Genomic DNA, 17888 nt, shown 5'->3' with positions numbered 1-17888 from the left:
AAGCGAGGGGTTGCATGCGCTAGCAGCGACTACAAGGCCGTCACCGCCAGCTACGCGGTCGCGGACCCACTGACCGGGGGCCGCGGCCCCCTGAGTCCGGGGAGCCGCAGCCGTACGGTCGGTGGTCAGCGAACCACCTTGACTTTGATGGCCGGGCTGGTTGACCCGGTGACGGTGGCCGAGCCGAGGTACGCCACCGTGATCTTGTAGGTGCCCTTCTTGGCCAGCGGTCCCAGATCGAGTACGGCCGTGCCACGGGCGCCGAGGCGGACGGTCCGCACGATCTTGGTCGTGCCGTTGACGGCGGTGATCCGCACTGTGCCGCACGGTGCGGCGCCCGTCGCGCTGGTCACCTTCATGGACAGATGCACCTTCTTTCCCACGTGGACCGTGCCGGCGCCGGCCGAAACCCTGCTCGTCGAGGCGGCCGGTACGACCTTGAGAACGACGTCGGCCGAGGAGACGGCGTACCGGTCGTCGCCGGAGTAGACGACCCGCAGGGTGGTGGCGCCCACGCCGATGGTGTTCTTCAACCGGATCGTGATTTTTCCGTTGACCAGTTGCCCGAATCCGACCGAGGTCGAGCCGGCCAGCACCCGCACGCTGCCCGAGGGCTTGTGCGCGAGGGCACCGCCGACTTTCACCTTGACCACCGCGGACCTGCCGTAGGGCACCTTCGCGGCAACCAGCGACGCGCTCGTCGTCGTCTTCGCGAGGACCACGCCGACGGCCGGCAACACGGCCTTGTTGGCCGGCTCGAGGTTCCCGGCGGCGTCCATCGCCCGGTAGAGCACGACGCTCTCGGCACGGCCCAGGCTCAGCGGCGTGGTGTACGCCTGCCAGGTCGACCCGTTGGTCAGCGAGTACTCCATCCGGGCGACACCCGAGCCGCCGTCGGCCGCCCGCAGAGTCACGGTGCGGGCGGTCGCGTCGAGAACCGCCTGGGACACCGGCGGCGTCGTGTCGATCCGGACGGTCAGCGCACTTGTTCCGGAGTTGTTGCCCTGCTTGTCGGTGGCGGTGTATTCGACGAGGTAGGTGCCGTCGAGGCTGAGCGTCAGCGGCTGGGTCTGGTCGACCCATGCCCCGGCCGGCTCCCCGAGGCGGGTGACCCGCACCTGCGGGACCACCGGGCCGTCGACCGCGTCGGTCGCGGTCACCGCCACCTGCGCCGGGGCGGTGAACCATCCACTGGCCGGCGTGCCCGGCGTTACCGTGGCGCTGAGTTGTGGTGCGCCCTCGTCCGGAACGGCCACGACCGCGGTGGCCTTGACGTTCTGGCTCTCGTCGAGGGTGCCGGAGACGGTGAACGTGCCCGGCTGGGCGTAGGCGGACGCGGGAACCGCGTCCCAGGTGACGGTGGTCTTCGCCGAGGAGCCGTCGGCGTAGTGCACCGTGACTCGCCAGGGCAAGGTCGGCGCCGTGCCCGCGTGCGTCGTCACCGAGACCGGATCCACGCTGGCGGGCAGCAGATTCGGTTGGTATGCGGTCAACAGGCGGTCGTACTCGTCCTGGGTGATCGGCAGGACGGTGCCGTGCCGGGGACTGGCGGGCAAGGAGGAAGAGGCGACCTTCGTCCAGACTCCGGAGTCCAGGTCGGTCGAGGTGAACGGCACGTAACCCTGACCGCCGTACTCGTCGATGAACAGATACCACCGGTCCTCGGTGTTCGACTTGAACACCAGCGGTCCCTCGCCGGCGCTGATCGCGCCGGAGCCGATGCACTCGCTGACGAAGCCGTAGTCGGTGCTGCGGATCGAGGCCGACTTCTCCTCGATGATGAATTTGCTGCACGGCGAGCTGGAGCTGTTGTTCCGCTCGTCCTTGGTGAACCGGTAGTAGGTCCCGTTGTGCTCGATCATGGTCGAGTCGATCACCGAGTATCCCGGGTCCTTCCACACCTGCGGCGCGCTGAAGGTGTAGAAGTCACGGGTCGTGGCGTACATCATCCGGTTGTAGGTGCTACCGGTGTGGTTGGTGTCGTTCGCGTCGTACAGCTTCGACGCCCAGAACACGACGTAGGAACCGATGCTGGGGTCGTAGTACGCCTCGGGCGCCCAGGTGTTGCCCGCGGTGTCCGGCGAGATCTTGACCAGTCGCTGGTTGGTCCAGTGCACCAGGTCGGTGGAATCCCACACCATGATCGACCTGGAGCCACTGCGCTGTGCGGCGTCCCAGTCGCCGTTGCCGTAGATCTTCAGGTCGGTGGCGATCTGGTAGAACTTGTCGCCCTCCGGGGAACGGATGATGAACGGGTCACGCAGACCGGTGGTGCCCAGGGTCGAGGTGAGCACCGGCTGGGAGTTGTCGACCTCGCGGTAGGACAGCGGGTCGTTCGCCTTGCTCACCGCGTTGTAGATCTGTTCGCCGTTCGCGGTGCCCTCGCCGGTGAAATAGCTGAACAGATATCCGGTCTTGGCCTTTGCCCGCGGCAGCTCCGGCACTGTGGCGGTGATGTCCCGGGTGGCCGAGGCGGCACCGGCGGTTACCTTGGCGGTCAGGGTGACCTTGGCGGTACCGGCCGCCGGCCGGTGCACGACGCCGGCGCTGTCGATGACGTTCGGGTCGCTCGACGACCAGGTGATCGTGGTTTCGTAGTCGCCGCTCGCCGGCAGGGTCAGGTTGCCGCGCACGTCGTCGATGTTGTGCACGGCGATCGAGGCCGCGGCCGCCGCTGCTGCCTCCTCGTCGGAGAACGCCGATTTCACGGTCACCGGGAAGGACTGGGTAGTGCTCTGCCCGCCGCGGGTGAGTGTGGCAGTGAGTGTCGCGGTCGAGTCGGGTTCCCCGGCCGCTGGGCGGGTGATGACGCCGTCGGCAGTGATCACCGAGGGGTCACTCGTCGCCCAGGTGATGGCCGAGGCGTGGGCGCCCGTCGACGGCAGTGCCAGGTTGGCGATCAGGGCGGAGACGTCCCCAAGATCAAGGGCCTGCGCGTCGGCCGCCAGCCCGGCGGTGACCACTGGCTCGGCCAAAGTGCTCACCTCGGCCGTGCTCAGCGCCCGGTCGTAGACCCGGAAGTCCTTGATCGTGCCCTTGAACAGGTTGTCACCGGGGTAGTCCGACTTGCCGATGTAGTTAGCCGTGGTCGTCCCGCCGCCGATCGAACCCGGCGTGATGGTGACCGAGGAGTTGGTTCCGATCGCGACGCCGTCCTCGTACAGCGTGGCGGTGTTGCCGGTCTGGGTGTACGTCACGTGCTTCCAGATCGCGCGGTCCAGCACGTCGGACGACGAGGCACTCGTGTTCTGCTCGGTCGACCAGTTCCCGCTCGCGATTCCGGCCCGGAAGTTGGTGCCGGTGGCGAACAGGTAACCGTCGCCGTACCAACTCGTGGTGTTGCCGAACCCGTAGAGGAAGTACGGCGTCGATTGGGTGGCGTCGATGTTCACGTCGAACGAGACCGAGATCGAGTTCAGTCCCGACATGATGTTGTCCGGGACTTTGATGTAGGTGCTCGACCCGTCGAACGCCAGTCCGTCGGCCCCCGACCAGGTCGCGGTGCCGTTGATCGTGCCGTTCCTACCGTTGCCGGAGGAGTCGGTGGCCACCGCTCCCGCCGCCTCATCGAGCTTGTACCACGCCACGAGACCGCTGGTGATCGCATCGGCGGTGCTCTGATCGGCCCGCGCCGGGGCGGTGAGCAGTCCGGCGGACAGCATAGCGATGAACGAACCGAGGACGAGCGAGCGAGCCGTGCGCCGCCACGAGGGGCGCGCCTCCGGTTCGCGCCGCAGGAGCCAGGACATAAGGGAGTTCTCCTTCGGACCGGGGGACGTGACGAGGGCGGGCCCGCCCGCCGCCGGGATCGGCGACGGACGCGGGATGCGTTACGCGCGGACGCGAATCCGTACGGACGCTGACTTCGCGGACTTCGCTGTGCGGGACCCGGCATAGATGGCGGTCACCACGTAGCTCCCGGTCTTCGCGAGCGGGCCGAGCCACAGGGTGATCTTGCCGCCCGCAACCACAGTCGCCACCCGCTTGATCCTGGTGGAACCGTGCACCGCGTCGATCGTGATTTTGCCCGTGACGGGTACGCCGTTGACCGCCTTGACCGTGACGACGGCCTTGACCGAGTGGCCCTTCTTCACCGACTGCGGGGTGACGACGAGGGTCGCGCGGGTGGCGACCTTGGTGACCGTCACCGAGCCGGCCGCGGTCGAGGGGGCGAACCGCTCGTTGCCGGCATACAGCACGCGCAGGTTGTGCCGGCCGACCGCCAGGTCCGCGGTCAGCGTGACGGAGCTCTTCGCGCCCGTGAGATCGCCGACCCCGACCAGACGCGCGCCGTCGAGCACCCGCACGCTGCCGCTGGGGGTACCGGCGGCGGCCTTGACCCGCACCTTCACGGTGCACGGCGTCCCATACGCGACGGTGCCGCACCCGGTGAGCGTCGTCGTGGTCGCCACCAGGGGCGTACCGGCGGCCGGTAGCTCGGCGCTGTTGGCGGATTCCACGTTCCCGGCCACGTCGACCGCGCGGTATCGCACCGTCGTCGTTTTGCTGCCGACCGCTATCGGGCCTTGATAAGGAGTCCAGGTCGTGCTGCCGAGGGAGTACTCGATCCGGCTGATCCCCGAGGTCGAGTCGGCCGCGGTGAGAGTCACTGTACGGGCGCGGGCGTCGACGCTTGCCTTGGACACCGGTGCCGTCGTGTCCACGTGGACGGTCAGCCGGCCGGTGGCCGAGGTGTTCCCGGCCGCGTCGGTGGCGCGGTACTCCACGACGTGCGTCCCGTCCGCGCTGAGCGTGACGGGGGCGCGGGTGGAAACCCAGTCGCCGCCGTCCGTCCGGACCTGCGGCACGATGCTGCCGTCGGTCTCATCGGTGGCGGTGACGGTGACCGTCGGCGGTGTGGTGTACCAGCCGGTGTCCGGCGCGGCGGGCGAGACGCTGCCGGTCGCCGCCGGGGCGGTGATGTCGACCGGCTTGATGCTCTCCAGGGTCGGCACGACGGTCTTGATCGTCCCGTCCGTGTTGAACTCGAGCTTGTCGATGGTCGTCTCACGGTGCATGCCATCCCCGTTCGGGATCGCGAACCGGTGGTAGATGATGTACCACTCGTCCCGGCCCGGCACCTGGACGACCGAGTGGTGGCCGGTGCCGAGGATGCCGAGGTTGCTGTTCTTGGAGAGGATCACGCCCTGTTTGGTCCAGGGCCCGTACGGCGAGGACCCGGTGGCGTACGCGACCTGGTAGTTCACGTCCCGGGTGTCGTTCTGCGACCAGCTCAAGTAGTAGGTGCTGCCACGCTTGAAGACGAACGAGCCCTCGTTGTACCCGTTCGGCGTGATCTCCGCGACGTCGGATTTGTCGAACGAGATCATATCGTCGTGCAGCGCTACGACATACGCGTGGCCGTTGCCCCAGTACAGGTACGGCTGCCCGTCGGTGTCGATGAAAACGTTGGGGTCGATCATCTGCCCGGAGAAATCGCCGGAGGCGAGCAACGGCTTGCCGAGGGCGTCGGCGAACGGCCCGGTCGGCGAGTCACCGACCGCGACGCCGACCTGAGCCTCGGCGCAGAAGTAGAAGTAGTACTTCCCGTTGTGCTCGACCATGCTGGGCGCCCAGGCGCGGGACTCGGCCCAGGAGACGTCCGGGCCGAGATCCAGGATCACGCCCTCGTCGCTCCAGTGCACCAGATCAGTGGACGAGAACGCGTGGAACTGGGTGCCGGACCAGCCGTCGTACCCGTCGGTGGTCGGGTAGATGTAGAACTTCCCGTTGAAGTAGCGGACCTCCGGGTCGGCGTAATAGCCGGGGATGACCGGGCTGCCCATCACGGTCGCCGAGACGGTCCAGGCCTGACTGGCGCCGGTGGTGTCGGCGACGGTGTACGTGACCGGGTTGCCGAAGTCCTGAACGCTGCCCGAGGCCGGCGAGATCGTCGAGCCGGTCGGCAGCTTGAAGGTCGGCGCGAGCCGGTGCACGTCGGTGCCGGGAACGACCGGCAGGAGCACGGTGCCAGCGGTCCGGTTGACCATCGCGCTCACCTTCAGCGACGGTTCGGCGGCGCCGAGGATCGCCGTGGTGCTGCCTCCGATGTCGTACACCTCGTCGGCGGTCAGCGCCCGGTCGTACACCCGGAAGTCTTTGATCGCTCCCTTGAAGAGGTTGTCCCCGGTGTAGTCGGACTTGCCGATGTAGTCGGCAGTGGTCACGCCGCCGCCGACGTCGCCGGGCTTGATGGTGATCCCGGTGTTCGTCCCGACCTGCACGCCGTCTTCGTAGAGGACGGCGCTGCCGCCGGTCTGGGTGTACGTGACGTTCCTCCACTCGCCGCGCGCGAGAGTCCCGTCGGAGGCCGTGGTGTTCTGCTCGGTCGTCCATTTCCCAGTCGCGATCGCGGCGCGGAAACTGTTGCCGGTGGCGAACAGGTAGCCATTGCCGTAGCCGGTCGAGCTGTCGGTGTTCCCGAACCCGTACAGGAAGTACGGCGAGGTCTGGGCCGGATCGATGTAGACGTTGAACGATACGGAGATCGAGTCGAGGCCGGACATGATGTTGTCGGGAACCTTCACGTACGTGCTCGACCCGTCGAACGTCAGACCGTCGCCGCCGGTCCACGAAGCCGTCCCGTTGACCGTGCCGTCCTTTCCGTTGCCGGAGGAGTCGGTGGCCACCGACCCGGACGTCTCGTCGAGCTTGTACCACAACACCAGGCCATCGGCGGTCGCGGCGGCCTGGGCCGCTCCGGCCGGAACCGGCACGGCCATCGCGGAAAGCAGAAGGGCCACGACGCTCAACGCGGACCAGCGGGCCGGACGGCGACGCGTCGCATCCCCAATACGTAGTCGCATAACTTATTCCTTCGAGCGGCGGAATGAGACACGGGAGGGAGAAAGGGGCATAGGCGCGCCGAACCGGGCCCACCTCCTGGTGCTGGGCGGGACGATTCGGAGACGTGCGGGTATTCAGGCCTTTTATGGGGTCGGTGACGGAAGCCCACATGGCTGGGCAAGTAGCAAAGTTCGGCAACGGGCGTCGCCCAGGCCACGAGGTCGATTTCGTGGGCGGAGCGGATACACTCCAGTAAGCGATGTCAGCGGATGGATCTCACCTGGCGGCGTGCCGCGTGCGGCGGTCGTACCCGGCTTCAGCGGGCGCGCGCCGGGGGACGGTCTCCAGGGAACAGCTTGCAACGACACGGCGTCCGTCGGCCCGCTGACCGGGCCACGGTGGTCATGCCGACACCTCCACTTCCGATTTGCCACCGACGAGCTGCTTCGCGCAGCCGAACAATTAAGAGAATTGAGAGAAACGTTCGTGCCGAGCGGGCCAGGTACAACTCGGCGAGCTCCATGGCGGGAGCTCGCCGGTGGACCATTGCCAGCCTGGTCCGGTTCAGGACAGGTATACGGGGTCGTTACGTTTTGATGACGTGGCAAGAGTGTGAACGCTAACACTGACGCCGTCAAGGATGTCAATGGAAATAGAGAGGTCACACTACGGTTACATTCCTGTGAATATCCAATGGGCGCGAAGTCGCTGCAAGCCTCGACGATCAGGCATGCAACTCTGAAGGTCGCGGGCCGGTGGCTCGACCCGGCTCGGGATATATGGAGCAGACCGGAATCATCGGTCTCGCGGACGCCGTGGCCGTCGATGGCGACCATGGTCCGCCGGTTGACCAAGACCAGCACCCGGACCCTGTGACACCGGTAGGTTCGCGGTGCACCCCGACACGATCCTCGGCCTGATCGCCGGACACGAAAGCGCTGGGCACCGCCGGCCCGACCTGTCTGCGCCCAGATCGCTGCGCTCAGCAGCGAACTCACCCGCCTCGACACTGACTGGCTGACCCGACGACCACCCGCAGCAGGCTGCGCTCAGGCCGCGGCCGAGTTCACCGCCGATGCGCGCCGAAGACATCTCCATTGCGCTCGACATCGAGCCGCCCCAAAGGACGTCGTAGGCGCCCGCGCGAAGCTCATGCGCCTGGTCAGCCGTAACGTGATCACAACAACGCTTACGTCGGTCCGGCTCATCCGGCTTTCGACGCCACTGCGGCCCACGACAACAGTGCCACGCTCGAGCTGGCATAGGCCCACCCCCGGAAGTTCCCCAGTTGCTCGACCAGCTTCTAGACGCGCCGGGTGGAGACCCCGAGCAGATAGCTGGTGACCACCACGCTGACGAGAGCTTGTTCGGCGCGGCCGCGGTGCTCTAACAGCCAGTCCGGGAAGTACGAGCCGGACGTGACCGGGCAATGCTGCCGGCGCCGGCAGGTATGCACGGCACGCGCAGGAGTTCTCCCAGCTGCTGGATGATTCCCGAGTACAGACAATCGCTTTTGCGCGAAGGCCCTCGTGACGATGACCTGCGCGGAGCTAATTAGCCGAGGCGGCCTGCGGCTTTCAGTGCAGTGTGGACGGCCTCGCAGCGGAGCAAGTTGGCGCTATGAGGCCGAGTTGGTCCCCGGGAGAGCGGCCTTCGTCGGGACTCCTTTACTCGGCTGATTTATGCTTGCGGCGATCAGGGGAAACATGCTTTAGCATGCCGCTGGGCCACCGGACTACTGGGGGTAAAGGTGTGGTGGTCGACCAAAACCCGTGCTCATCGTCAGTGAAGCGGTGACCGTCGCCGACGATTGTCGTACACACTCCGAAATATTCTGTCGTCGATCTTGCGGCTGCTGATCTTCGGCTGGGATTTGACGCCTCGGCGAACCTCGTCTGCGGCAAGGCGCTCTGCGTATCCCGGCAGAGCAGGGCTTCTGCGTGTCCCGGCAGAGCAGGGCGTACTCGTCAGTGATCTCGCACTGCTCCAGGTCGGTGACGAACTCGTCGGTGGCGTCCTGCGCCGGCCCGCTGCCGCGACCAGATGGCGACCCCGGAGCCGATCGAGCTCCTGCGGCTTCACTTGACGACCTCCTGGTTCTGGGGACTCACCCCACTATCCGGATCTGCCTCCCCTCTGGGCGTGAAAGATTTCAGGTCCATGACGTTCTTTCGGACGGCGGTCCTACTAGCCTCCTGCATCCGGTCGTCGACGAAGTCCTCCAGGTCGGCGCGATCCAGCTCCAGGACGGGACATCCGTCCGCCCACTCGACCCGGCGAGTGAAGCTCCATCGGTAGCTTTCGATGGTCCTTTGGGGGTCCGTCCCCTCCTGTGGAGGTAGCGTTCGTAGCTTCGCCAAGCGCTTGTGTCTCGCATGCGGATCTCCTGCGGTTAAGCCACCAACTCCGGTACTCCCGGACCGGGTGGCCAGTGTTTCTGCACTTCAGCGGGGCTTTGATCTTGGCTTAGACCTTCTGGCTGTGGTGGCTGAACATGCAGTACTACAACGGCTCGATGTACGGCTGCTCGGACGACTCGTACTCGGCCGGGACCGTGCAGGGCTTCACCGTGCAGACCCAGTGCCTCAACAGCGGGCTGACGATCCAGGGCACGACGATCAAGGTGCCGTACGACAAGCAGGTCCCGGGCCTGCCCGCCCAGTCCGGGGCGGGCGGCGGCTACATGACGCCGTCGCTGGTGTCCCAGGCGTACCACAGCGTCAGCTCGATCAAGGGCGTGATGACCTGGTCGATCAACTGGGACGGCTCGAAGGGCTGGACCTTCGGCGACAACGTGAAGTCACTGGAGGGCCGCTAGCAGATCGCGGAGGGCGCCGCGCACCTCGTCCGGCCGTTCGAGGTGGAGGAACTGGTGGGTGGCGCCCTCCAGTACGCGGTGTTCGCCGCGGGTGGCCGCCTTGGCCATCCCGGCGTGCAGCTCGCGAATCCCGTCGAGCGCCCGTCGGACCAGGTCGGGGGAGCCGAACGAGGACCAGGCCGGGTTCCCGGCGCCGGCCGAGAGCACGATCGTCGGTATGTCCGGGACCGGGCCGCCGCGGCGGAGCTCGCCGTAGACCTCGCTCTCCAGGTTGGCGGACTCGGCGAGCCCGGTCCGCCAGTGCTCGACGTGGTGGGCGGCGAGTTCCTCGCGGATGCCGTCCGGCCAGGCGGCCAGCATCCTGCGCCAGGCGGCCAGCGCCGCGTTGTGCTGCTCGGGCGACAAGTCGGGTATTTCCGTCGGGTCGGGTTTCATCTGGTCGTTGAGGGCCGCCGCCTCGGGCGGCAGGTAGTCGAAGAGATCCTCGTGCCCCGGGTCCAGCAACAGCATTCCAGCCACTTTATCCATATATATCTGGGCGAATCGGCGGGCATACACGGCGCCCATCGAGTGTCCGACGAGCACGTGCGGCCCGGGACCGGCGACCCGGTCGAGCTCGCGGGCCACCGAGGCCGCGCTCCGCGGCAGCGGCACCGGGTCGCTCCAGCCGGTGCCGCCCCGGTCGTACAGCAGATGGGCGGCCCCCGGCGTCTCGGTGAGGTTGAGGAAGTCGAGCCCGACCAGGCCCGCCCCGGGCAGATACGGCACGCTCGGGCCACCCGTGCCGCTCGGATAGGTGGCCACCCCGTCGACCATTGTTCTCATGGCTGCGAACATTATCAGGTGTGCGAACATAGGGGAATGGACCCGGTCGAGCTTCTCCTTCATCCCGTACGGCTGCGGATCGTGCATGCTCTTTCGGGCCGCCGGACCGTGACGACGGCCGAGCTGTGCGCCCGCCTGCCCGACGTCTCGCAGGCCACCGTCTACCGGCACGTGGGAACGCTCACCGACGCCGGCATCCTCGAGGTGGCGGGGGAGCAGCGGGTGCGCGGCTTCGTCGAGCGCAGCTACCGGCTGCGGCCCGAGCGGGCGGTCATCTCCGCGGAGGAGGCGGCGTCGGCGACGGTCGACGACCACCGGCGGGTGTTCGCCACCGCGATGGCCGTGCTGCTGGCCGAGTTCGGCTCCTATCTGGACGGCGACCCGGACCCGGCGGCCGACCTGGTCGGCTACCGGCAGCACGCGATCTGGCTGACCGAGGACGAGCGGGCGAAGCTGATCGCCGGCCTGCGCGAGGCGATCCTCCCGGTGCTCGGGAACGGCCCGGGGGAGGGCCGCCGCCCGCACCTGCTCAGCCCGATCCTCTTCCCGGTGGCGTCACCGCCCGAGTAGGCCCAGCACGATCGCCGTGACGTCGTCGGCGCAGCCCCAGGAGAGGCTCACCCCGGCGCCGCTGTGCCCGTAGTTGTGCACGATGTGCCGGTCGCCGCGGTCCTCGTGCTCCAGGCGGATCATCGAGCGCGACGGGCGGATGCCACCCCGGTTGCCGAGGATCGGCGCGTTCCGGATCTCGGGGAAGATGTCGCCGCAGCGTTTCACGATCTCGTCGGCCACCCGCGGGTCCGGCTCGGGATCGGCGATGCCCTCCTCGGCGCTGCCGCCCAGCAGGAGCGTGTCGCCCTGCGGCAGCAGGTAGATCATCTCGCCGAGCTCCACGGTGTGCTCGGCGAAGAACTCGGCGTGCCCCGGGTTGTCGATCGCCACCAGCTGCCCGCGGATCGGGCGCACCTCGGGATCGGGCACCAGCTCCCGGGCGCCGGCGCCGCTGCAGTTGATCACGATGTCGGCGTCGGCGAAGCCCTCCTCGAGCGACGACAGCCGGCTGCCGAAGCGCAGGTCGCCGCCGGGCGCCCGGACCATCGCCTCGAGCGCCGCGAGGTACGGCGGCATGTCGATGATCGGCGCCGTGTAGTGCCACCCGTGTGCGAAGCCGGCGGGCAGCTCGTCGGGCGTGCACTCGCGGAACCCGGGCAGCCCCCGCGCCCAGTCCGGCGACGTGATCGGCTCGCGCGACGCCTCCACGCCGTCGACCAGCCGCACCCCGGGGAAGTCCTCCTCCGCCATCCGTCGGAAGACCTCGTAGCTGCGGGCGGCCCACGCCCCGACCTTCGGATGGTTGGCGTAGATCGGGTCCCAGATCGCCCCGGCGGCGGCCGAGTTCGTATGGCCCGGGTCCTTCTCGGCGCGGACGCGGACGCGCACGTTCTCCTCGGCCAGGCGCACGGCCGTGGTCAGGCCGGAGACGCCGGCGCCGATGATCAGCGCGTGGGGACGGATTTGGGCCACGCTACGACGCTAACGACGGTCGATGGATGATCATAGGGCCGGGAAGAAAACTACGGCGACTGAAGACAATGGCGTCACATGCTTGTCCGTTATCCCGTTTGGATGGTAGGAACTATGACCCGAAGTTTCCGCGCAGTCACACAGGGTTGCATTCCGCGGACCTTTGGGTTCCAATCGAACGGCTGACGTCGTGCGGCCGGGGACGTGCCGTCGGGAAGTCAAGGTCATCGCTGATCGTGCCGCGTCCATCGCTCCTTCCCGGGTCCCCGCCGTCGAGGATAGGGGGCCTTGACGTGCTCATCGCTGGTGAGGTGCAGACCGGCGTGCTTCGCGGGGGTGGCCCGGTGACCGGCGATGTCGCCGCCCGCCTGGTCGACCTGGTGACCGGCGAGGCGGTGCTGGTCTCCGAGCGCCCGCGGTCCTACGTGCGGGCCCCCGACAAGCCGGTCGGGGTGGACTGCCCGATCGGCGCGTCCGGGCCGAACCGCCGGCCTCGCGGCATCGGCACGGCCTGGCAGCGAGCCGCCATTCTGGACGGTCACGTGGTCCAGGGGTCCGCGTACGCGACGATCCGCCGCGCCGAGCAGAGCGCGCGGCAGCCCTGGTCGTACTACATGACCCGGCCCGGGGTGATCGAGAGCGTCGGGCGTACCCGGTGGAAGGAGCTGGCCGACGCGTTCGCGGCGCCGGTCCGCGACGCCGACGCGCTCGACCTGGGCGGCATCGCCGGGCAGGCGGCCGACCGGGTGCAGCGCAACCACCGGGCCGGCGGCCGCCCGGGCCTGCGCGCCGCCCGTACCAGGCTGCGCTGGACGGCCCTGGTCGAGCCGTGCGACCCCAGCCCTTGCGAGGTCCACTTCGCCACGTACGGCGAGGACCTGCGGGTGCTCAGCTTCACCGTGTCCGAAGTGGCCGCTCGCCGGGTGGCCGTCGTCGCCGAGGACATCGCGCTGCACGACTGGCTGCTGACCGTGCTGCTCGAGGAGGTGCGCAAGGCCGCGATCGGCGTGCTCCCGCGCGACGAGGTGATCCGCCGGCTGCTGCCGGCCATCGACTACCTGCTGCACCTGTGGCTGCCGAGGACGACCGACGACGACCTCGCCCGCGCGCTCTGGTCGGTGCTGGAGAACCGCGTCGGCCTCAGCCGGCAGTGGAACCTGCTCGTCTACCGGATACGCGACCAGCTGTCCGCCGGGGCCGTTGCGGCGCTCTCCGCGGCGATCCGGCAGTGAGCGGCGACGCCGCCGTGGGCATGGATCGGCGACCGCAGCGGGTATGGGACAGCTCGACTGTCATCCGGACCGCGGCGCTGACCGTGGTCAGCGGTGGCCTCACCTTCCTGATCACCAACGGGCTGAACCAGTCGCCGGCGATCTGCATCCTGCTGTCCGTCCTCATCGGCGGTTTCGCGCTGATGGTGCGATTTCTCGTGGACTTCGAAAATCGGCTGGCCGCGGTGGAGCAGCTGGAGAAGGACGGCATGGCCGACCTCAAGCGGATGATCGGCGAGGCGTTCGACGAGATCAGCGAGGCCACCGAGCTGTTCGGCCTGATCGAGCGGTCGGCGCTGCAGACCGACCTGATCACCCAGCTGGTCCGCAACTCGACCCGGATCTCGCCGACCTCGCCGCCGATCGTCTACCAGTTCGTCCAGGCCAAGATCAAGGAGACGTCGGACTTCCTCAAGCAGATCGCCGAGGGCGGCACCGCGACGTACGACGGCGAGGACCGCGACTGGCTGCTCGGCCTGACCCGCAACGCCACCGTCAGCATCGACGCGATCAGCCTGGGCGCGGTCGACCACGACCTGTGGAGCAGCGAGATCGGCCAGCGCTACCTGGACGCCCAGCGCCTGGCGGCGGCCGACGGCAAGCGGGTCCGGCGGATCTTCCTGCTGGACAAGCCGAGCATGGCCGACGACCCGTACCTGCGGCAGGCCTACCACGAACAGCGTGGGATGCGGATCGACGTGCGGCTGCTGGACCGGCTCGACGTGCCGCCGCCGTTGCGGGTCCAGGTGCGCGATCTGATCCTGTTCGACGACATCCTCGCGTACGAGACGACGCCGACCCCGGCCGACCCGCAGGTGGCCCAGATCGCGGAGACCCGGCTGGTGCTCAACAACGACCGGGTCAAGGAGCACTCGCGGCTGTTCCGGGAGCTCTGGGAGCTGGCCCGCGAGCTGGACGCGAACGCGCCCGCCCGGGACGGTCAGATGAACGCGTAACCGATCCGGCCGACCGGCTCGGCCGGCAGCGGCTGGCGTTCGGCGAGGGCCCGCTCGCGCACCTGCGCGTCGACCGCCGGGTCGATCCAGACCTGGCCCAGGATGGTCCGCACGGCCAGCTCGATCGGCAGGAACCGGCCGTCCAGCGCGGTGAAGGTCCGGTACGCCCGCAGCGGCGTGGCCGCCGGGTTGAGCTGCACGATCGCCGGCATGTCGTCCCAGCTCTCCGGCAGCGTCCCGGGGGTGGCCGGCTCCGGCTCGGCGATCGGCTCGCCCAGGTGCCGCAGCAGGCCGAGCCGCTGCAGCTGCCAGACCGCGGCCAGGAACGGGCACGACCACAGCAGGCCGCCGGCGGTCTCGCTCCACAGCTCGATGTCCACGAAGATCGAATGGTTCTGCACCGCGCTCTGCCGCGGCGGCTGCCAGGGCCTCGGCGCGGCCATGGCGCCGGCGGCCGCGGACGGTGAGCGCTCGCCGTTGGTCAGCCAGCCGGTCTCGGTCGCCGGTGGACGGCCGCCGTTGACCCCCTCGGCCGGCTCGTGTACGAGATGCTCCCGCACCACCGCGGCCACGTCGACCCCGCCGGCCCGCGCGCAGCCGGACTCGCGTGCCACGTAGTCGATCGTCAGGCCCGCCGAGCCGGCCGCGTCGACCAGCGCGGCGACCACCTCCCGCGGCGTGGAGAACCGGGTGAAGTAGTCGTCGATGAGGAAGCACGTGCTGACCCGGGGGCGGCTCGAGGGGACCTGGCCGGCGGCGGCGTGGGCCCACGGCGCGACCCGGCGGAACTGCTCGCGCAGCCGCTCGGGGCCGAGCCGGAAGTCGTCCATGTAGAGGTGGCCCAGCTCGATCGACAGGTGCGAGAGCGCCACCGAGCGGACCACCGGCACCGCGCTCGCCTCGACGAACAGGTCGTCCGCGGTGGTCACAGCCCCACCCAGTCGTTCTCGTCCACGAGTTTCTTGACCAGGTCCTCGAAGGCGTTGACGGTACGCTCGTTCGCGGTGCGGTGCAGCCAGACGTCGTCGTTGGTGAGCAGCTGCTCCTGCCACTGCAGCACCGGGTCGAGCGGCACCTCACCGAGCAGGCGCACCCGGCCCACCCCGTGCCGGCCGGCGAGATCCTGCAGCCGGGTGTTGCACACGTCGAGCCAGGCCAGCTGCTCGGGGCGCAGGCCGTTCTGGCCGGGCGCGGCCGGGTCGAGGACCGCGGTGCGGACGAAGCCGATCCGCTCACGCAGCTGAGTGGGGTCGTGCCCGTGCTGCGCGCCGGTCTCCAGGATGCCCTGGGCGCCGTGCACGAGGCTGCCCGCGGCCACGATGTGCTGCCGGGTCCAGCGGTGGAACACCACCCAGCGGAACGCGGCCTCGCGCAGCTCGGGCCGGGCGGTCGCGGCCAGCACGATCTCGGTGGCGTACGACCGGCCGGCACTCAGGTCGACCAGAACCAGGTCGTACTCCTCGTCGACCCGGACCAGGAGGTCGGCGCAGCGCTCCACGATAGACGGCGAGGAGACGAACTCGCCGCGGCCCCGGTCGCCGGGCAGCAGGGTGAGCCGGCCGGTGCCGGCCGGCCGGTTGCGCAGGGCCTCCCGCTGGGTCTCGGCCCACACGTTGATCCGGCGCGGGGGAGCGCCGTCCACCAGATAGCTGTGCAGGCCGTTGCTGTCCGCCCCGGCCTGGGCGTCGGACAGGTCGAAGATCGCCCCGGCGGTCGGCGAGCCGAAGTCGAAGTCGAGGTAGACGGCGTCATTGCTCTGCAGCGCGTGCCGATACGCCAGATTGCTGCTGGTCACGGACCGGCCGGTGCCACCCTTGTCGCTGGTCGCGAAGATGATCATTGCGGGCCCATCCCGCTGTCGGCCCGCCGGGCGGCGGAAAGCCGGTCGAGCTTGCGCAGCACCTCCTCGGCGACGGCCACCGCGACACCGGGCCGCTCGCGCACGACCGAGCGGGCCCGGCTCAGCTCCGAGCCGATTCGCTGCAGCTCGAGCCGGAGGGTCTCGCCGCGCGTCGTGGTGCCGTTGAGCAGTTCGCGGTCGTACAGGTGGTCGGCCTCGTTGAGCAGGTCGCTCGCGATCTGCAGCAGCACCTCGCTGCGCAGCGGCGGGTCGTTGATGATGTTGGCGGCGGTGACCAGGCAGTCGACCACCCGCTTGGTGTAGTACCAGGAGACCTGGGTGACGCCCTCCCGCACGTACGTGAACACGCCGGCCGGCCAGTCCCACAGGCCGTGGTCGTCGCCGTGCCGGATGATCCGCAGGCTCAGGTGGTGCCAGATGGCGTCGGACAGGTCGATCAGGCTGCTGCGGGTCGGGCCGTCGGTGCTCATCCCGGCGAGGGTCAGCGTGCGCCGGAACAGCGTGGGCGACATGTCGGTGACCGTCCACTGCAGACGCGGGCCGCCGGCGCTCTCGCTGCCCTCCAGCGGGAAGTGCAGGCCCGGGTAGTGCACCGCGATCGCGGTCTCCGGTTCGGTCGAGCGCCGGGTGAGCCGGCCACGGTTGGCGAGCTCGGCCAGCACGTCGGCGACCCGGCGCATGTTCGCGTTGGACGCGCGGGCGGACAGCATGTTCTGCAGGACCATGCCGCTGACCAGCTGGCTGTAGTAGTCGGCCTCACGGCCGTCGGTGGCCCGCCACGGCAGGTCCTCCAGCGGCCAGCGGCCGGAGCCGAAGGTGGCGATCGTGGCCCAGTACGACCGGGTCAGTTCGAAGCGCAACTGCAGCGACTGCGCGAGACGGGCCTGCTCGGTGTCGAGCAGGCCGAGCAGACGGGTCCGCTCCGACGAGAGCGCCTGGATCGCGTCCAGCGCCACGGTCGTGAAGTACAGGTACGGCGCGTTCTGCGCGACGCCGTCGCGCTGCACGCCGACGTCGGCGGTCGTCTCGATCTTCGGGGCGTCGCGGACCACGCCCCACGACCATCCACACTCGAACAACCGGTTCGGGTTGTCGAGCTCGCTGCCCTCGGCGGCGCCGGAACCGATCGTGACGTCGTCGCGCAGCCGGGCGTTGATCTGCCGCAGCCCCTCGCGCAGCTCGTCGACCACCTGGTGGGTCGGGCGGCGCTCCTGGTTGACCGTGCGGATCAGTTCCTGGCCGTCGCTGCTGTCCGCCGTGAACACGTTGACCGTGAAACTGCGCAGCAGGCCGGCCATGGCGGCCGACAACCGCCGGTTCGCCATCCGCTCCAGCAGCTCCACCTGCTCGAGCAGTTTCGGCCGGGTGACCACCTGCCGGAAGATCTTGGTGAACCCGACGATCGCCAGCATCAGGTTGACCGAGATCGAGAACGAGTCGACCACGTCCAGGTCGCGCTGCTCGGGCGAGATCTCCTCACCCGGCACGTACGACTGGAAGTAGCTGCCCCCGGAGAACAGCGGCGTGCCGTCCTCGGCGGTGTAGCGCTCGATGTACTCGGTCAGGATGCGCAGCAGCCGCTGCGGTATCTGGAGGTTGTCGCCGAGCGGGCGCAGCGCGTCCAGCACGTCGTCGGTGACCGTGTCCGGCTGGTCGAGGCGGAACAGCGGGATCTCCGTGGCCGGCGCCATGATGCACAGCAGTTGCTCGGCGTCGCTGATGGAGTTGCTGCCGTCCCGGCCGCCCGGGACCCACTTTTCGTCCTGAAAGGAGATCCGGGCCGTGGCCCGCCAGATGTCGAGGAGCTGTTGACGTGGCTTGATCTGCATGGCTACCCGTCCGTGGGT

The 17888-nt window shown here is 68.9% G+C and carries 11 protein-coding genes and 1 pseudogene; 4 read left to right on the top strand and 8 right to left on the bottom strand.

Annotation, left to right across the window (positions count from 1 at the left end; translation table 11 throughout):
* Window positions 1-125 precede the first annotated feature (125 nt).
* The 3 genes and pseudogenes from IH26_RS0142550 to IH26_RS60495 form a co-directional block, all read right to left on the bottom strand.
* On the bottom strand, window positions 126-3749 hold the full coding sequence (locus IH26_RS0142550; protein WP_051809507.1) for an immunoglobulin-like domain-containing protein: 3624 nt from the start codon (window positions 3747-3749) through the stop codon (window positions 126-128).
* A gap of 81 nt (window positions 3750-3830) precedes the next feature.
* Window positions 3831-6806: a family 43 glycosylhydrolase gene (locus IH26_RS56640; RefSeq protein WP_084599580.1), complete on the bottom strand. Its 2976-nt coding sequence runs from the start codon at window positions 6804-6806 to the stop codon at window positions 3831-3833.
* 1286 nt (window positions 6807-8092) lie between these two features.
* Window positions 8093-8203 (bottom strand): annotated as a pseudogene (locus IH26_RS60495) (transposase); the annotation flags it as partial.
* Between the two features lie 1077 nt (window positions 8204-9280).
* On the opposite strand from IH26_RS60495, the gene IH26_RS0142530 reads away from it, so the two are divergent.
* Window positions 9281-9604: a glycoside hydrolase family 18 protein gene (locus IH26_RS0142530; RefSeq protein ID WP_030441980.1), complete on the top strand. Its 324-nt coding sequence runs from the start codon at window positions 9281-9283 to the stop codon at window positions 9602-9604.
* Here IH26_RS0142530 and IH26_RS0142525 read toward each other — a convergent pair.
* A complete protein-coding gene (locus IH26_RS0142525) occupies window positions 9587-10429 on the bottom strand; it encodes an alpha/beta fold hydrolase (RefSeq protein ID WP_030441979.1) in 843 nt (280 codons plus the stop codon). The genes IH26_RS0142530 and IH26_RS0142525 overlap by 18 nt on opposite strands.
* A 36-nt stretch (window positions 10430-10465) precedes the next feature.
* Here IH26_RS0142525 and IH26_RS0142520 point away from each other — a divergent pair, with 36 nt between their 5' ends.
* Window positions 10466-10999, top strand: a complete 534-nt coding sequence (locus IH26_RS0142520; RefSeq protein ID WP_030441978.1) for a helix-turn-helix domain-containing protein — start codon at window positions 10466-10468, stop codon at window positions 10997-10999.
* Here the strand turns inward: IH26_RS0142520 and IH26_RS0142515 are convergent.
* Entirely contained in the window at window positions 10985-11953 is a 969-nt protein-coding gene (locus tag IH26_RS0142515; protein WP_245665933.1) for an FAD-dependent oxidoreductase, read from the bottom strand. The genes IH26_RS0142520 and IH26_RS0142515 overlap by 15 nt on opposite strands.
* Before the next feature lie 293 nt (window positions 11954-12246).
* Between IH26_RS0142515 and IH26_RS0142510 the strand changes: the two genes are divergently transcribed.
* Window positions 12247-13185, top strand: coding sequence for an SCO2521 family protein (locus tag IH26_RS0142510; protein ID WP_030441976.1), 939 nt, complete (start codon window positions 12247-12249; stop codon window positions 13183-13185).
* Entirely contained in the window at window positions 13182-14180 is a 999-nt protein-coding gene (locus tag IH26_RS0142505; RefSeq protein WP_245665932.1) for a DUF6879 family protein, read from the top strand. Before IH26_RS0142510 ends, IH26_RS0142505 begins: the two co-directional genes overlap by 4 nt.
* On the opposite strand, the gene IH26_RS0142500 is transcribed toward IH26_RS0142505, so the two are convergent.
* From IH26_RS0142500 to IH26_RS0142490, 3 genes are read right to left on the bottom strand one after another with little or no spacing between them, the layout of a single operon-like run.
* Window positions 14165-15109 (bottom strand): SCO2522 family protein, encoded by a 945-nt coding sequence (locus tag IH26_RS0142500; protein WP_157437652.1) that lies wholly within the window; start codon window positions 15107-15109, stop codon window positions 14165-14167. The genes IH26_RS0142505 and IH26_RS0142500 overlap by 16 nt on opposite strands.
* The gene (locus tag IH26_RS0142495) at window positions 15106-16020 is read right to left on the bottom strand and encodes an SCO2523 family variant P-loop protein (RefSeq protein WP_030441973.1); all 915 of its coding nucleotides are present in this window, start codon (window positions 16018-16020) and stop codon (window positions 15106-15108) included. The genes IH26_RS0142500 and IH26_RS0142495 overlap by 4 nt, the downstream gene beginning before the upstream one ends.
* A complete protein-coding gene (locus IH26_RS0142490) occupies window positions 16017-17870 on the bottom strand; it encodes an SCO2524 family protein (RefSeq protein WP_030441972.1) in 1854 nt (617 codons plus the stop codon). The genes IH26_RS0142495 and IH26_RS0142490 overlap by 4 nt, the downstream gene beginning before the upstream one ends.
* Between the last annotated feature and the right edge of the window lie 18 nt (window positions 17871-17888).

It is taken from the genome of Actinoplanes subtropicus (assembly GCF_000721705.1).
In the GTDB taxonomy this organism is placed as follows: domain Bacteria; phylum Actinomycetota; class Actinomycetes; order Mycobacteriales; family Micromonosporaceae; genus Actinoplanes; species Actinoplanes subtropicus.
The sequence above is the reverse complement of the archived record's forward strand: the minus strand, read 5'-3'. Positions and strand labels throughout refer to the sequence as shown.